This window comes from Streptomyces sp. NPDC006798, from assembly GCF_040635975.1.
Lineage (GTDB): Bacteria > Actinomycetota > Actinomycetes > Streptomycetales > Streptomycetaceae > Streptomyces.
Genome location: NZ_JBEYIS010000067.1, coordinates 1 through 15,347, shown reverse-complemented (window position 1 = coordinate 15,347; position 15,347 = coordinate 1). Strand labels below are relative to the sequence as shown.

9 protein-coding genes and 1 pseudogene are annotated in these 15,347 nt (G+C 74.7%); 7 read left to right on the top strand and 3 right to left on the bottom strand.

All coding sequences use genetic code 11. The features are described from left to right. Positions 1-92: 92 nt before the first annotated feature. Entirely contained in the window at positions 93-689 is a 597-nt protein-coding gene (locus ABZ714_RS30930) for a TetR/AcrR family transcriptional regulator (RefSeq protein WP_358828657.1), read from the bottom strand. 136 nt (positions 690-825) lie between these two features. Between ABZ714_RS30930 and ABZ714_RS30925 the strand changes: the two genes are divergently transcribed. From ABZ714_RS30925 to ABZ714_RS30905, 5 genes and pseudogenes are all read left to right on the top strand, one after another. Further along, a complete protein-coding gene (locus tag ABZ714_RS30925; protein WP_358828656.1) occupies positions 826-1,470 on the top strand; it encodes an NAD(P)H-dependent oxidoreductase in 645 nt (214 codons plus the stop codon). Position 1,471: 1 nt separating this feature from the next. Next, positions 1,472-1,792, top strand: coding sequence for a multidrug efflux SMR transporter (locus ABZ714_RS30920; RefSeq protein WP_358828655.1), 321 nt, complete (start codon positions 1,472-1,474; stop codon positions 1,790-1,792). Between the two features lie 319 nt (positions 1,793-2,111). Next, the gene (locus ABZ714_RS30915; RefSeq protein WP_358828654.1) at positions 2,112-2,744 is read left to right on the top strand and encodes a hypothetical protein; all 633 of its coding nucleotides are present in this window, start codon (positions 2,112-2,114) and stop codon (positions 2,742-2,744) included. Between the two features lie 116 nt (positions 2,745-2,860). Then, positions 2,861-3,004: pseudogene (locus ABZ714_RS30910) on the top strand (MMPL family transporter); the annotation flags it as partial. A gap of 173 nt (positions 3,005-3,177) precedes the next feature. Then, on the top strand, positions 3,178-4,893 hold the full coding sequence (locus ABZ714_RS30905) for a BCCT family transporter (RefSeq protein WP_358828653.1): 1,716 nt from the start codon (positions 3,178-3,180) through the stop codon (positions 4,891-4,893). 83 nt (positions 4,894-4,976) lie between these two features. On the opposite strand, the gene ABZ714_RS30900 is transcribed toward ABZ714_RS30905, so the two are convergent. Then, complete coding sequence (locus ABZ714_RS30900) at positions 4,977-6,632, bottom strand: hypothetical protein (RefSeq protein WP_358828652.1); 1,656 nt, start codon at positions 6,630-6,632, stop codon at positions 4,977-4,979. Positions 6,633-6,701: 69 nt separating this feature from the next. After that, positions 6,702-9,536: a hypothetical protein gene (locus ABZ714_RS30895; RefSeq protein WP_358828651.1), complete on the bottom strand. Its 2,835-nt coding sequence runs from the start codon at positions 9,534-9,536 to the stop codon at positions 6,702-6,704. 770 nt (positions 9,537-10,306) lie between these two features. Here ABZ714_RS30895 and ABZ714_RS30890 point away from each other — a divergent pair. Then, positions 10,307-13,621 (top strand): right-handed parallel beta-helix repeat-containing protein, encoded by a 3,315-nt coding sequence (locus ABZ714_RS30890; RefSeq protein WP_358828650.1) that lies wholly within the window; start codon positions 10,307-10,309, stop codon positions 13,619-13,621. A gap of 84 nt (positions 13,622-13,705) precedes the next feature. Then, on the top strand, positions 13,706-14,911 hold the full coding sequence (locus tag ABZ714_RS30885; RefSeq protein WP_358828649.1) for a S8 family serine peptidase: 1,206 nt from the start codon (positions 13,706-13,708) through the stop codon (positions 14,909-14,911). The last annotated feature ends 436 nt before the right edge of the window (positions 14,912-15,347 follow it).

Genomic DNA, 15,347 nt, shown 5'->3' with positions numbered 1-15,347 from the left:
TCTATCGACGGTTCAAGCGGAAGGTGAATTCCCTTTCGGGGAGGCCGATTCGAGGGCCGGTCGTCCCGCCTCCGAGTCGGCCCCGGTGTTCTTCAGGGCGCTTGAGGCGGCGGCGGGCGCAGGCCCGTGAAGACCGCCTCCAGTACGCCGTCCACGAACCGCTCGTCATAGGAGCCGGGTACCAGCAGGAACCGGTAGTACAGCGGGCCGTAGAGCACGGCGATCACGACGTCCAGATCGGCGCCGGGGTCGAGCTGGCCCTGCTCCTGCGCCTTGCGGAGCCGGTCCTGGGTGCCCTTGGTCAGGGGCTTGAGCCAGCGTTCGTACAGGGCGGTGGCGATCGCCGGGTCGTGCTGCGCCTCGCCGACCAGGGCGGCGTACAGCGGGCCGTAGGCGTCGGGGCCCAGGAGTGTCCGGGTCGCGGACATCTGGGTGCGCAGATCGGCGACGATGTCTCCGGTGTCGGGGTAGCCCAGATCCGTCCGGAGCGCCGACAGCAGCGCGTCCAGGAAGACCGCGCCCTTCGAGGGCCAGCGGCGGTAGATGGTGTGCTTGCCCACCCCCGCGCGGGCGGCGATGCGCTCGATGCTGAGCTTGGCGTAACCCTCCTCCCGGGCGAGTTCCAAGGTGGTTTCGAGGACCGCCGCGGTCCGGTCCGGCCTGCCGCGAGAGGGATCACTGGGTGACATCCGGCCATGCTAACGGCACGACACGTGCCGTTGACAGAAGGGCCGGGGCGGCGTAATCATCTCCCTCGAACGGCACGGCACGTGCCGTTTTATGCCCTCGGGTCCTCGACCCGTCCGCTTCGACAGGGGGATCACCGTGCCCGCACTGCTCCATCTCGACGCCAGCGCCCGCCGCCGCTCCGTGAGCCGGGAGGTGGGCGACGCCTTCGCCGCCGCCTGGCGGGAGGCGCGTCCGGCCGCCGCCTACGTCCACCGCGACCTCGCCGCCGACCCGGTGCCGTTCATCGACGAGGCGTGGACCCAGCTCTGCGACCACGTACTGGAGGACGGCATCACCCGGATCGCCGATCTGCCGTCGGCCGCCCGTACGCCCGGACAGAGACGGGCCTGGGGAATCGTCGAACCGCTGCTGACCGAACTGGCCGCCGCCGATGTGGTGCTGATCGCCACACCGATGTACAACTACTCGATCCCGGCGCAGCTCAAGGCCTGGCTCGACCAGGTGACCTTCCCCCGGATGTCGCTGAAGGCGCGGTTCGTGGTGGCCACCGCGCGCGGCGGCGCCTACTCGCCCGGCGCCCCCAAGGAACGGTTCGACTACCAGGAGCGCTATCTGCGCGACTTCTTCGCCGGACACTTCGCCGTCGAGGACACCGTCTTCGTCAACGCCGAACTGGTCAACTCACGGATCGACCCCGGGCTCGCCCATCTGCGCGAGCGGCACGAGGAGTCGTACGCGGCGGCGCTGAGCACCGCCCGCCGGCTGGGCGGGGAGTACTGAGGTGGCCTGGCTGATGCTCGGGCTGGCCGGGCTGGTCGAAATCGTCTGGGCTCAGACGATCAAGCCCACCCAGAACTTCACCCGGCCGCTGCCCACCCTGCTCTGTCTGACGCTGATGGCCGTCGCGGTCTATCTGCTCTCCCGCTCGATGCAGACGCTCCCGGTGGGCACGGCCTACGCGGTCTTCACCGGGATCGGCGCGCTCGGCGCGATCGCCCTGGGGGTGATCGTCCACAAGGATCCGCTGACGGTGGGGCGTACGGTCGCCCTCGGGCTCATTCTGGCCGGAGTGGTGATGGCCCGCGTCACCAACCCGGAGTAGCCGGGGCGCCAGGGAGACCCGGCCCGCTCCGGTGGCGGGATGCTACCGGGGCGGGCGCGGCCGGGTCGGGCGGACGGTCGCGGCGTCACGGGTCCGCTCGGGGGTCGGCCGGGTCCGGGGGCGTACGTCACGGGCCGGTCCGACCGGCCTCCACGGACCCCGCGCCCGCCCGCCCGGCCTCCGCCGATCGGCGGAGGCCGGACTCGTCGGCGCCGTATCGCGCGTGGAGGTCTCTCCCGATCGGCGGATGGTCCGGGCGGGCGCGCCGGACGAGGCTTGGGGCATCGCCAAGACCCCCCGCCCGAGCAGGAGTTAGGACATGACCGCCACCCGGACCCGCGACGCTCTCGCCCCCGCCCGCGTCCCCGCCGCCCCGCACGCCGCGCCCCGGACGCCCACCCGCCGGACCGCCGGAACCGTCACCCTGCCGCCTGCCGGCCGTGCGATGCGCGCGGTCGCGGCAGCGGCGGCGCTGACCGTACTGCCCTCGGGACTCTGGCGGATCGCCATCGCCTTCGGCTGGGACTCGGGCTTCGGCGAGGGCGCGCTGCACCGCTCCGAGTTCCCCGGAACCGGCTCGCTCTATCTGATCGCCCTGAGCGTCTTCGCCGAGCTGCTCGGTCTGCTGGCGCTCGGGCTCGTCCGGCCCTGGGGCGAGGCGGTGCCCCCCTGGGTGCCCCTGCTCGGCGGTCGCCGGATCCCCACCGCGGCGGCGGTGATCCCCGCGTCGCTCGGCGCGCTCGCCGTCACCCTGATCACCGTCCAGGGCGCCTTCGCCTGGAACGACCCCGACAACATGGGCGCACCGGGCGCCCCCGAGGGCGACAAGTACTGGATCATGACCGCCGCCTATGCCCCGCTCCTCCTCTGGGGTCCGCTGCTGGCCGTCGTCACGGTCGCGTACTGCCTCCGCCGCGGGCGGGCCGCCGTCGCCGGGCGCCCCGCCCGGTGAGCCGGGCCGCTGCCGGCTCTCGCACGGGTGCGGTTCCGTCGTCGCCACCGAACGAACGGACCAGGGGCGTCACGGCCGAGGCACCCGAGGCGTCGCGCCGGCGCAGGCCCACCCCGGAGCGGGAGCCGGCCGCCGCACGGGCCAACGGCACCGCCGGATCGGCCGTGGTCGTCGCCGGTCTGACGGTGGTCATCGCCCTCGCGGGCCTGGCCGTGGTGAATCTGCCGATCCCGACCCGGATGGGGCTGGCCGCCGCCGGTGCGGCCGGTCCCGGCCGGACACCGCTGACCCGAGCGCCGCGGGCCCGGGGCCGCCGGGGGCGAAGGCCCCGCCGTTCGCGGTCGAACGGGCGAAGAGGGCGGGAGGGCTCACAAGCGGAGGCGACCGGCGTGCCACCCGTACACGAGTCACAAACCCCACCATAGTGACCTCGATGAGTACTGTACCGATCGAAGAGTCAGGGAACCCCGAGGGGCCGGAGGGAACCGGCGACCCCCACGGCCGGGACATCTCGCCCGACTATGTGGTCGTGGGGGTCGGCGTCGTGGTCGTCCTCGCCGTGGTCGCCTGGGCGGCCATCGGCAAGGACTCCTTCGACAGCGCGTCCGGCTCCGCCCTGGACTGGGTGCTGGACAACTTCGCCTGGCTGTTCGTGATCGCCGCGGACGTCTTCCTCGTCCTCTGCGTCCTGCTCGCCTTCTCCCGCTTCGGCCGGGTCAGACTCGGCCGGGACGACAGCGAACCGGAATTCACCGACCTGGCCTGGATCGCCATGATGTTCAGCGCCGGAATGGGCATCGGACTGATGTTCTACGGGGTCGGCGAGCCGCTCACGCACTACCTGGCGCCGCCCCCGGGAAGCGGAGTGGAGCCCCGTACCGGCGCGGCGGCCGGAACGGGACTGGCGTACTCCTTCTTCCACTGGACCCTCACCCCGTGGGCGATCTACGGGATCGCCGGCCTCGCACTCGCCTACGCGGGGTTCCGCAAGGGCCGCGGCAACCGGCTCAGTTCGGTGTTCGTACCCCTGATCGGGGAAGCCAGGGCGAACGGCCGGTCCGGTCGGCTGATCGACCTGCTGGCGGTCTTCGCGACCGTGTTCGGGACCGCCACGAGCCTGGGAGTCGGCACCCTCCAGGTCGCGAAGGGGCTCGAACTCACCGCGGGCGTGGACGACTCGACCACCACCCGGATGCTCATCGTGGTCTGCCTCTCCGCGGCCTTCGTGATCTCGGCCTTCACCGGGCTCCACAAAGGCGTGAAATGGCTGAGCACCACGAACATCGTCTTCGCGGCGGCGCTGACGCTCTTCGTCTTCCTGCTCGGGCCGACCGTCTACATCCTGGACGCGATCCCGGCCAGCGTCGGCAACTACCTCAGCGAGCTGGTCTCGATGGCGACCCGGACCGGTGCCTTCACCGACAGCGCGTGGCTGGGCGCCTGGACCATCTTCTACTGGGCCTGGTGGCTGTCCTGGGCACCGTTCGTGGGCACGTTCATCGCCCGGATCTCCCGCGGCCGGACCATCCGGGAGTTCCTGATCGGGGTACTGCTCGTCCCGAGCGGGGCCACCGTCGTCTGGTTCTGCGTGATGGGCGGTACCGGCATCCGGCTGGACGCCACCGGCCGGGTCGACATGGCGGCCAAGCTCAAGGAGGGCGAGGAGGCGTCGCTGTTCGCGATGCTCGACGCGCTGCCCCTGGGGACGGTCACGTCCTGGCTGGCGATGCTGATGGTGATGACGTACTTCGTCACCAGCGCCGACTCCGCCTCCCTGGTGATGGGCTCCCTGACCAGCCGGGGCGCCCTGCACCCGAAGACCTGGCTGGTGGTCGTCTGGGGCGTGCTGATGGCGGCCGTCGCGGCGGTACTGCTGGTGGCGGGCGGACTGGAATCCCTCCAGACGGCGACGATCCTGGTGGCGCTGCCGTTCGTCGTCGTCATGCTGCTGCTGTGCTGGGCGCTGCTGAAAGAGCTGCGCACCGACCCCGGCGCCGGACCCGCGCGCGGCCAGGCGCTGCACGGCGTACGGGACGCGGTACGGGCGATGGTCGGCGACGCGATCTCCGAGTCGGGCCCCGGGCGGCATCACCGGCTGCGCCGGATCGCCAAGTCCCGCGGCCAGTCGGGTTCCGAGCGGGACGACTGAGGCCCGGGACGGCCCGGGGGCGGCCGAGGCGCCCCCGGGCCCGGCCCCCGCCGCGCGGCGTGGGGCGGTGTGACGGTACCCGGTCAGGACGCTGTGCAGTCGACCCGGACGGGGGCCGCCGCCGCGTGGCGGTTGTCGGCGCCGCTGCCCCGGTTGTCGAGCACGACGGAGATCTTGCCGCCGCTGATCCGGTACGTCCCGGCGTCCACCCACTGGCCGAGGCGGGACGGCTGGTTGATCCGGAAGGTGCCGATCTGGTTGCTCGACTTCTGGGTGAAGGCCCGGTAGACGGTGTAGTGCGCGGGCGTGCCGCCGACGTAGTCGTTGTCGCCGACGTTCGGGATGTAGACCCGGACCGCGCAAAGGCCCTTCTCCACCTTGCCGGTGGAGAACTTCCACTGCGCCCAGATGCCGTCGGACTTGGAGCTGCCGGACATCGGCATGCTGTAGAAGAGACCGTTGCAGCCGTTGCCCTTGGTGCTGCCCCAGTGCTTGAGCCAGCCCTCCTTCTTGTCCTCGTACCAGTCACCCGTGGCGAATCCGGGTGTGTTGCAGCCGAGGCCGATGAGATGGGAGTAGGTGGCCGGGGCGGCTGGTGGGGTGGTGGGTGAGGTCTTCGGCGGATTCGACTTGGCCGGGGTCTTCGTCGCCGGTGCCGTGGGCGTTTTCGTCCCCGGGTTCTTCGTTCCCGCACTCCCCGTCCCCGGGTTCGTCGCCGGGCTCTTCTTGCCGGGCGCGGCCGGTGCCTTCGCCGCCGGGCCGCCGCCGGAGGCCGGGCCCCCCGCGGATCCCGGCGGGAGGGCGATGCCCCCGTCCTGGGGACCCGCCACCGGGCCGAGTCCGGGAAGTCCGGAGAGCCCGGCCAGGCCGGGGCCCCGCGCGGGCCCGGTGCCGGGCCCCCGCCCGCCCGCCGCGCCGGACTTGCCCGGTACCGCCGGACCGCCCTTCGCTCCGCCGGGTACCGCCAGCCGCTCCTCGCCCGGAACCAGACCCTGACCGAGGGGGTCGGTGTTCATCGGGCTGCCGTCGGCGCCCTTCGCGGCGGCCTTCCGGGGCTTCTCCTCGGAGTCGGAGATCAGGAAAGGGACCGCGACAAGTGCCAGTCCGCAGAGGACGGCCGCGGCGATCAGGGGCTTGTTGGGCCGGCCGGGCTCGGAGCCCTCGGCGTTCCCGCCGGAACCGGCTCCGGAGCCCGGCCCGGCTGCCCGGGCCGCCGTGGCCAGCCGGGCGCGTACCGCCGACATCGCCCCGGCCCGGGTCCCGGTGGCGCCTCCGGCCCGCGCGGCGCCCTCGCTCCCGCCCGAAGTGGTCGTGCCCGGGGCCGCCGAGGCGCCTGCCGTGACGGCCCCGGGCGGCGCCGGAGCGGGGACGGTGGACGGGGTCTCCGCCGACGCGGCGGACCTGGTGGGCGTGGTGGGTGTGGTGGGCGAGGCGGTCGAGGCCGCCGGGGCGGCCGTAACCCCGCTCGTGGTGGGGACGGCCGCCGAAGAGGTGCCGTCCGGATCCACGACCTTCCGTCCGGTGCCGGTGCCGGTGCCGGTGCCGGTGCTCGGGCGCTCCGCCTCCGTCGACGTAGAAGCGGAAGCGGATGTGGACGCCGGGGCGGTCGCAGGGGTGGTCGCCGGGGCGGGGAACAGCCCGGTGGCGGGCTCCTGGGCCGGTGCCGCCACGGCCGCCGCGCGCCGTACGGATGTGCCCGGACCGCTCCCGCCGTCCGGGGTGGTCTCTCTGCTTGCCATGCCTGGGGCTGCCTTTCTGGTACGGGAAGGGGAGAGCCGGGGGAGAGGCCGGGGCGGTGCCCCGGCTCCTCAGGACACCGGCGGGTGGTACTGGAGGAACGGGCCGGTGCACCGGACGGGCCAGGGCGGACCGTCGGAGGCCGGGCCACGGGTGGGTGCGTCCAGCTTCTCCAGGGCCTCGGCGGACGGCTCGCGCGGCTGACCGCCGCCCGGGGGCGTCTCCGTCAGCAACACCCGCGCGGGCAGTCCCCCGCCCCGCTCGCGACGGGCCAGGACGGTGAAGGACGTCCCCGCCGCGAAGAGCGCGCCGTCACCGCCGGGGGCGAGGACGGAGGTGCGTCGCGCGGTGACGGACCGGATGACATAGCGGACCAGCGCCTCGGGCGGCAGCGGGGCTCCCGGCCTGCCCACGGCGCCGACGTCCAGGGGGGCGTCACAGCGCAGGACGGTGCCCGGGACCACGTCACGCGGGACGGCGGGCTGGGGCACGGCGCGCACCAGGGTGCCGCGCAGGGCGGGCAGGCGACGCAGTCCGGAGGCCAGACAGACGGCGTAGGGGCGGAGCGCGTCCGGGTCGGCGGCGACGGCACGGGCCCCGAACGGGTCGTCGGGACCGGAGGAGAGATAGAGCCGTACGGCGACCAGGTCGACGCTCGCCCCCTCCGCGCCCGATCCGCGCAGGGCGGGCAGGGCGAGCAGCGCCTGGCCGACGGGGCCGCTGTGCTCCTCCCAGACGTCGGCGGCCAGTTCGCGGAAGGCCCGCCGGTCGCTCTCGTCGCTGAGCCCGGCGGGCGCGAGGCGGCGAGCGGCCGGTGTCCTGCCCGCGGGTGTCGCGGGTGTCGCGGGTGCCGGGGGCGGGGCCGTGGGTGTGGCGGCGGAACCCGCGTCCCGGCCCGGGGCGGTGGAAGTCCCGGCCGGGGGCGACGGCCGGTCGGGAGCGCTCCGAGGGCCGGAACGCGGCCCCGGACCGGATACCGGGACGGCGCCCGTGGGTGGCTCGCAAGCGGTCGGCGAGCCGTCCCGTGACGTGAGGTCATGGGACGGTCCGGGGACGACGGCGGGGCCGGAAAGCGACCCGGAAACCGGAACCGACACGGTCGCCTCCCGTGCCTCCGGCGGCTCGGGAGCTCCCGGTGCCTCCGGCGTATCCGGGGTCCCCGTCAAGGGGCGCGCGGCGCCGCCGACGGGACTCGGCGGCGCCGAGACGGTCGACGGGGTCGGCCCGCCGGCCGGTCGTGCCCCGAAGGAGGGGTCCGCCGCCGACCGCTCGACGGTGATGGCCGCGGCTGACGCGGCAGGCGCGACCGGAGCGGTCGTCATGACGGGTGCGGGTGACGAGGGCGCGGTGGCCGTACCGGGGGCGGCCGGGGGCGCGGACGCGGTCGTTACGGTCGGCGTACGCGCGGGCGCGACCGCCGGGCCACCGGCTCCGGCCGTCGTCACCTGCACGGACCCGGTCGCGGGTGCCGCGCCGAGCGCCAGTCCCGACGTGACCGCGAACCGGCGCAGGGCGGCGACGAGTTCGGGTGAGGAGTCCGGGGGAGTGATGATCTCCGTATGGTCCCGGGCGGCCGGTCCCAGTTCGTCGAGAAGGCGGCCGAGACTCTTCAGATGAGCGTTCCGTTCCCGGGCGGTGAGACAGGCGGGGTCGACGGTGACCCGCAGGGCCCGGGGGTCGGCGGGCCGGTCGCGGACGTCCCCGGGCGGCTCGGGTTCGGTGCCGATCCAGAGTCCGGACCGTACGGCGACGGCCCGCGCACCGGACGGCAGCGGCAGGGCGGCCGGGTAGGGCCGGGCGTCGTCCGGCGCCTGCGGGAGGGACCAGGAGCGGGGCCGGGGGACGGGCCGGGAGCCGTCGGCCCGCGCGGGGGAGCACACCAGAGACGTCAGCGGCGGGGACCAGGTGAACTCGCCCTCGGCGGTGAGCAGCCGTACCGACTCCCGTACGGTGCCGTCCGGGCCGTCGGGTCCGGTCGAGTCGCCCGAGCCGCCCGCGACGGGGATGCCGAGGGTCACCTCCAGCTCGGTGCCGAGCAGATCGCAGACCTCCTCGGTGAGGACGACCGCTTCCCGGCCGTCGGCGGGCACGAGCCGGACGGAGCGCCGGGCCTCGGCCGGCAGCCCGGCGAGCAGGGTCGCGACGTCGTCCGCCGGGACGGGCCGGTCGCGGGGGACGCCCAGCAGGACGCTCACCTTGTCGGGGTGGGCCGTCGCCGCGTAGGCGGGGGCGTCCGGGCGGGGCGCCTCGGCGTCCGCCGGGCTCAGGAGCAGTCCGGCCGGGACCGGGCGGGCCACACAGGCGCCGACCGGGCCCACGGCGACCCGGGACAGAGCACGCTGCCAGCGGGGCGCGGGCAGCCGGGGGCCCAGTGCCTCGGGTGCGGCGCCCGGTGCGAAGCGCCACCAGCCGCCGCCAGGCGCGGCGGGCTCGGCGACGTACAGCATGCCGCCGGGAGTGAGAACCGCCGGGGCGTCGGGCGCCTCCAGGGTGAGCCGCCACGCGTCGGCGAGCCGCTGGGCGAGCGGACCGGCCCCGCCCGCCGGGGCGGCGGCCCCGGAGAGCACCAGCCGTACGACGAGGGGTTCCTTGTCGCGCAGCCGGGCCAGCAGGGAGCCGAGTTCCTCGCCGAGATTGCCCGCGGCCTCCGGCGGGACGTCCACCACGACGACCGGTCGTCGGGCGTCGGCGGGCAACTCCCGCAGCAGGTCGCGGACGGCGGTACCGGTGGCGGCGGACGACCGCAGCAGATGGCGGTGGGGGAATTCCTCGCGCACCGTGCGCGGGGTGTGCTCCGGCCCGGCGTACGGGTCGTCCACCGCGGAGCCGGTACGGCGGCCGAGGCGTCCCAGCAGCCCGGACCATCCCCGTCCGCCCGCCGTGCCGGACATGTCGCTCCGTCCCACTGGACCCGCTTTCCTCTGTCGGTACGCGCCGGTCGCGCGGCTCCGCCCTCCCGGCGGCCGACGCCGTGCTCGTAACGGAGTTGATGGACTTACGGGGGATCAGGTTGCGGATCTTTCTTGCGATTCGGATACGGATGGCGCGCCCGGCGGCGGCCGGGGCACGGCCGGACCCCGCGGGCGTAGGCCGAACGACGCCAGCGACACACCCGTAATCACGGCTCTGAGCTGCGATTTCATGGTCCGGACGGGCCGCTGCGGCGGCCCTGGGAGGCTTGGACGGAGCCCGGCGACGGGGACGATCGGTCCTTCCGCGCCGGGGCGCGGCAGGGTTCGGCGACCGAATACGGCCGAAGGTGACCGGTCGTTGGCCGGAACTCTGCGGCGGGTGGGCGGCGGTGGGGCTCACGGGGAATTGGAGTGAACCGGCGCGACGGTGTGGAACGGGGCACTGGGCAAGGCGCCGAACAGGGCGCCCAGCCGAACGCCGGGGCGCCGGGGGACGGCGCCGGAAGAAAGTGCCGGAGAAAGGGAACCGACGGCCCGTCGATGCCATCCCGTCAGAGGGTGGGAAGAACTCGCGCGCGGGCGTCGTGCCCGCCCGCGCCCCGTCCCGGCAAGGATCCTCCTCGCCGGGGTGTGACGGACCGGCGCCCCTCGGCGCCGGGCCGGCCGGAGCACCGACGCATCAACAGCGGAACAGTCCACCCGCCCCGGCAGCGAGCGGACCCGTACGAAGAGTGGCGCCGGGGGCGCCCGGGAGGTCAGAACACGTGTCACGTCAGCTGCTCACCGTCGCACAGGACGGCACGGGCGACTGCTCCACCATCTCCGAAGCCCTGCGCGTCGCCCGGACCGGCGCGGTGATCAGCGTCCGCTCCGGGCGGTACGAGGAGAGTCTGACGCTCACGACCTCCCTCACCCTCACCGCCGTCGAGGGCCGCGGCACGGTCGAACTGGCGCCGCGCCGGGGCACGGCCCTGACCCTCGCCTGCGACTCCGCGCAGGTCAACTCGCTGGTACTGCGCGGCCACGACGACGAACTCCCGGTCGTGGACGTCCCGCGCGGCCAACTGCTGCTCGACCGGTGCGACGTACACGGAAGCTCCTGGACCGCCCTGTACGCCCGGGGCGAGGGTTCCCTCGCGGTACGCCAGTGCCGGATCGAGAACCCCAAGGGCGCCGGGATCGTCACCACCTCCACCGTCGAGAGCCTGGTGGAGGAGTGCGCCGTCGAACATCTCGGCACCTCCGCCGTCGTCGCGGGCGAGCAGGGCTCGCTCTCCCTGCGCGGCGGACGGCTGCGCGACGCCCGGGGCAACGGGGTCCTCACCAACGGCAGGGCCCGGGTACGGGTCGAGGAGTGCGAGATCTCGGCGACCGACAAGCCCGGCGCCGCCGCCGAGGGAGAGAGCACCGTCACCCTGCTCCGCTCCACCGTCACCGACTGCGCCGTCGGCGTCTTCGTCAGCTCCTCGGGAGTCACCGTCCTGGAGGACGTGACCGTACGGAACTCCGGCGGACACGGCTTCGTCGTCGGCGGCGGCGCCGCGCCCGCCCTGCGGCGCTGCCGCACCGAACGCACCGCGGGACACGCGCTGCTGGTCACCGAGCGCAGCCGGGGCACCGTCGAGGAGTGCGTCTTCACCGGTGCCCGGGACGCGGCCGTCCGGGTCGCCGGATCGTCCTCACCCGTGCTCACCGCCACCGCCGTCCGCGACGCCGAGTCCGTCGGCGTACTGCTGGAGGAGGAGTCCGCGGCCGAGACCGACCGGCTGGAGGTCACCGGGAGCGGCGGCAGCGGCGTCCTGATCCGCGGTGGCGCCAACCCCCTGCTGCGGCGGACGACCGTCAGCCGCTCCGGCGGCCACGGCGTCGAGGTCGACCGGGAGGGCCGCGGCAGGCTGGAAGACTGTCTGATCGAGGAGAGCGGCGACGCCGGGATCCATGTCGCCGGCCACGGCAGTCTCTACGTCGGACAGGGACGGCTGCGCGGCGGCAGGGGACCCGCCGCGCACATCGGCGCACTCGGCGCCCTGACCGTCCGCGATCTCGACGTCCACGACTGCGCCGCCGACGGTGTCCGCGTCGACGACCGGGGCGAACTGACCGCCACCCGGGCCCGGATCCGGGACGCGGGCGAGCACGGCGTCAGGATCGCCACCGGCGCCCGGGCCTCCCTCACCTCCTGCGAGGTGACCGGCTCGGGCGGCGACGGCATCCGGGTGGAGGGCCCCGGGCCCGCCTCCCTGATCGACTGCGCCGTCCTGGACAACGCGGGCAGCGGGCTGCGGCAGACCGTCGCCGGTGACCGGCTCGCCGTCGAGCGGCTGACCAGTACCGGGAACAGCGCCCCCGACGCCTGGGGCAGCGCCGCCGACGCCGAGTCCGCCGGGAACGGCAGACTGCCCGGCGGCGCGGCCGTCAACGGGGACGACACCGAATCGGACGGCGCGGTCGCCGAACTCCAGTCCCTGATCGGCCTGGAGGACGTCAAACACCAGGTACTGACTCTGATCAACCTCAACCGGATGGCGCAGCGCCGGGCCGCGCTCGGGATGCCCGTACCGCCGATGAGCCGGCATCTGATCTTCGCCGGGCCGCCCGGTACCGGCAAGACCACCGTCGCCCGGCTCTACGGCTCCGTACTCGCCTCCCTCGGAGTGCTGCGCTCCGGCCATCTGGTGGAGGTCTCCCGGGCCGATCTCGTCGCCCAGATCATCGGCGGAACCGCCATCAAGACCACCGAGACCTTCAACCGGGCCCTCGGCGGAGTCCTCTTCGTCGACGAGGCGTACACCCTGCTCTCCGACGGCGGATCCGGCGCCGACTTCGGCCGTGAGGCCATCGACACCCTCGTCAAGCTGATGGAGGACCACCGCGACGACGTCGTGGTGGTGGCGGCCGGATACCCCGCGGAGATGACGGACTTCCTCGCCTCCAACCCCGGTCTCGCCTCCCGCTTCACCCGCAGCGTCGAGTTCACCGACTACACCTCCGGCGAACTCGTCACCATCGTCGAGCGGATGTGCTCCGCGCACCGCTACGAACTCGACGGCGACGACGCCCGCGCGGCGCTGAACCACCACTTCGAGCGCATTCCGCGGGACGCCTCCTTCGGCAACGGCCGCACCGCCCGGAAGGTGTTCGAGGAGATGGTCGACCGGCAGGCGTCCCGGCTCGCCGCCCGGGGCGACGTGGACGAGCGCGATCTCGCCCTGCTGACGGCCGAGGACGTCGGCACGTCCGGGACCGCCGGAGCCGCGTCCGGCTCCGAGCGCGAGGACCCGATGGCGCGCTTGGACGCCCTGATCGGCCTGGCGGCCGTAAAGCGCGAGGTCGGCGATCTGGTCACCCTGCTCGCCACCACCCGGCGCCGGGCCGCGGCCGGACTCCCCACGCCCCGGATCAGCAACCACCTCGTCTTCGCGGGGCCGCCCGGTACCGGCAAGACGACCGTCGCCCGGCTCTACGGCGAACTGCTCGCCTCCCTGGAGGTGCTGCCGCGCGGCCAGTTGGTGGAGGTGTCCCGGGCCGATCTGGTGGGCCGGTACGTCGGACACACCGCCCAGCTGACGAAGGAGGTCTTCCAACGGGCCATCGGCGGAGTGCTCTTCGTCGACGAGGCGTACACCCTCACCCCCGCCTCCGCAGGTGCGGGTTCGTCGGACTTCGGCCAGGAGGCCGTCGACACTCTGCTCAAACTGATGGAGGACCACCGCGACGAGGTGGTGGTGATCGCCGCGGGCTACACCGAGGAGATGGACCGCTTCCTCGGCTCCAACCCCGGTCTCGCCTCCCGCTTCACCCGTACCGTCGAGTTCCCCGACTACTCGTCGGAGGAACTCGTCACCATCGTCGGCCGGCACGCCGGGGAGAACGGCTACGACTGCACCCCCGACACCGCCGCCGGTCTCCACGCGCACTTCGAGGCGATCCCGCGCGGACGCTCCTTCGGCAACGCCCGGCTCGCCCGGCAGACCCTGGAGACGATGATGACCCGTCAGGCGCGGCGGCTGAGCGCGGTGGCCGCGCCGACCCTCGACGATCTGCGGCTGCTGCTGCCCCAGGACCTGCGGGGGGACTGACCCCGGCGGACGCTTCCGTATCCCCGACCGCGCGGCCGGGCCCCCGCCCACCGGGCGGGCCCGGCCCCGAACCAAGGACGTCCCGTGCGACGCCGTACCACCGCGCTGCTCAGTCTGGCCACCCTGGCCGCGCTCCTGCCCGCGCCCGCCGGGTTCGCGGACCCCGTCGACCCGGCCACCGGCGGTGGCGGCGCGACCACCCTGCCCGGCATGCCCGAACGGCTGGCCCAGGGGCAGGAGGAGTGTACGAAGCACCCCGGCCGGGTCACCACCGAGGCGCCTTGGACCCGCCGGGCCCTGGGTCTGGACCAGGTCTGGCAGTTGTCGAGGGGGCGGGGAGTGACGGTGGCGGTCGTCGGCACCGGTGTCAGCGACGCCCCGGCGGTCCTCGCGGGCCGGGTAAGGGCCCTGGGATCGGCGGGCGAGGACTGCGTGGGGCGCGGCACGTTCCAGGCGGGCCTGGCCGCCGGGGCGATCACCCCCGGTCACGGCTTCTCCGGGGTGGCGCCGGAGGCGGACGTCCTCGCCGTACGCGGCACCGGTGAGCGGGGCGAACCCGACCCGGCCGGGCTCGCCGATGCCGTCCGGCGGGCCGCCGAGGAGGGCGCCGACGTGATCACTGTGACCGCCCCGCTCGACGGCGCCGACCCCGGGGTACGGGCGGCGATGGCCGCCGCCGAGCGCCATGACGCCCTCGTCGTCGTCCCGGCCGCCGCGGACGGCGCGCCGTCGGGCGGGTCGGGAGGACCGCCCGCCCCGCCGCCGCCGGCCGAGGCGCTCGCCGTGGTCGACACCGGCCCCCGGGGGGACCGCGAAAAGGGCGCTCCCCGCTACACCCGGGCCGATCTGACGGCCCCCGGCGCGGCCTTGGTCGGCCCCGGCCCGGTCGGCGACGGCAAGTGGACTGCCTCCGGCTCCTCACTGGCCGCGGCGGTCACCGCGGGAGCGGCGGCGCTGGTCCGCTCGTACCACCCCCGGCTGCGCGCGTCCGAGGTACGGGACCGGCTGCTCTCCGGCGCGTACCCCGGTGCCGAACTCCCCGCCCTGGACCCGTACGGCGCGGTCTCCGGGATCGCCCGCCCGGCCGCCGCCGCTCCCGCCGGGGAACGGCCCGTCGCCTTGCCGGAGCGGGCCGACACGACGGGCGGCCGGTCCGCCGCGCTGCTGGTCACGGCCGTATCGGTCGGGGTGATCGTACTGGTGGCGCTGGCGGCGGTGGTACTGCCGAGAGGCCGCGCCCGGGGGTGGCGGCCCGGCCGCTGGGACGCCGCGGACCGGCGGGGGACCTGACACCCCGGACCGCGGGGGACCGGCCGCGCGCCCCGGCTCCGTCCGTACGCCGGGCGTTCCGGCCACCGGAGCCCGCGACCCTCCCCGCCCGTGCCGGGTCCGGGACACCCGGCACGGGCGCTCTCCCCGGTGGCCTGCGGAGACCGCAGCGTGCCGCGTACAGGTCATCCCGGGTACGTCCCGTACGCGGGAACCGCCCACCGGCCCCGCCATCGGGACGGCAAGCGCCGCACACCGTTCCGCCCCGGCCCCGGCCCGGCGTACGGAGGGCCCGGGTCGCCCCGGGCCCTCCGTACGGCAGGGGCCGTACGGACACCTCCGTACGGCCTCTCGCGCCCCGCCTGCCGCTGTGACGAATCCCCGAACCGTATTGACTCGGGCGAGCCAGGGCCCCGTACCGGAGAGTTGGCGGGTCTTCACCAAGAAGCGGGGAAAG

Coding starts and splice junctions, on each gene's coding strand:
- ABZ714_RS30930 (WP_358828657.1), bottom strand. CDS start 689: ATGTCACCCAGTGATCCCTCTCGCGGCAGGCCGGACCGGACCGCGGCG.
- ABZ714_RS30915 (WP_358828654.1), top strand. CDS start 2,112: ATGACCGCCACCCGGACCCGCGACGCTCTCGCCCCCGCCCGCGTCCCC.
- ABZ714_RS30905 (WP_358828653.1), top strand. CDS start 3,178: ATGAGTACTGTACCGATCGAAGAGTCAGGGAACCCCGAGGGGCCGGAG.
- ABZ714_RS30900 (WP_358828652.1), bottom strand. CDS start 6,632: ATGGCAAGCAGAGAGACCACCCCGGACGGCGGGAGCGGTCCGGGCACA.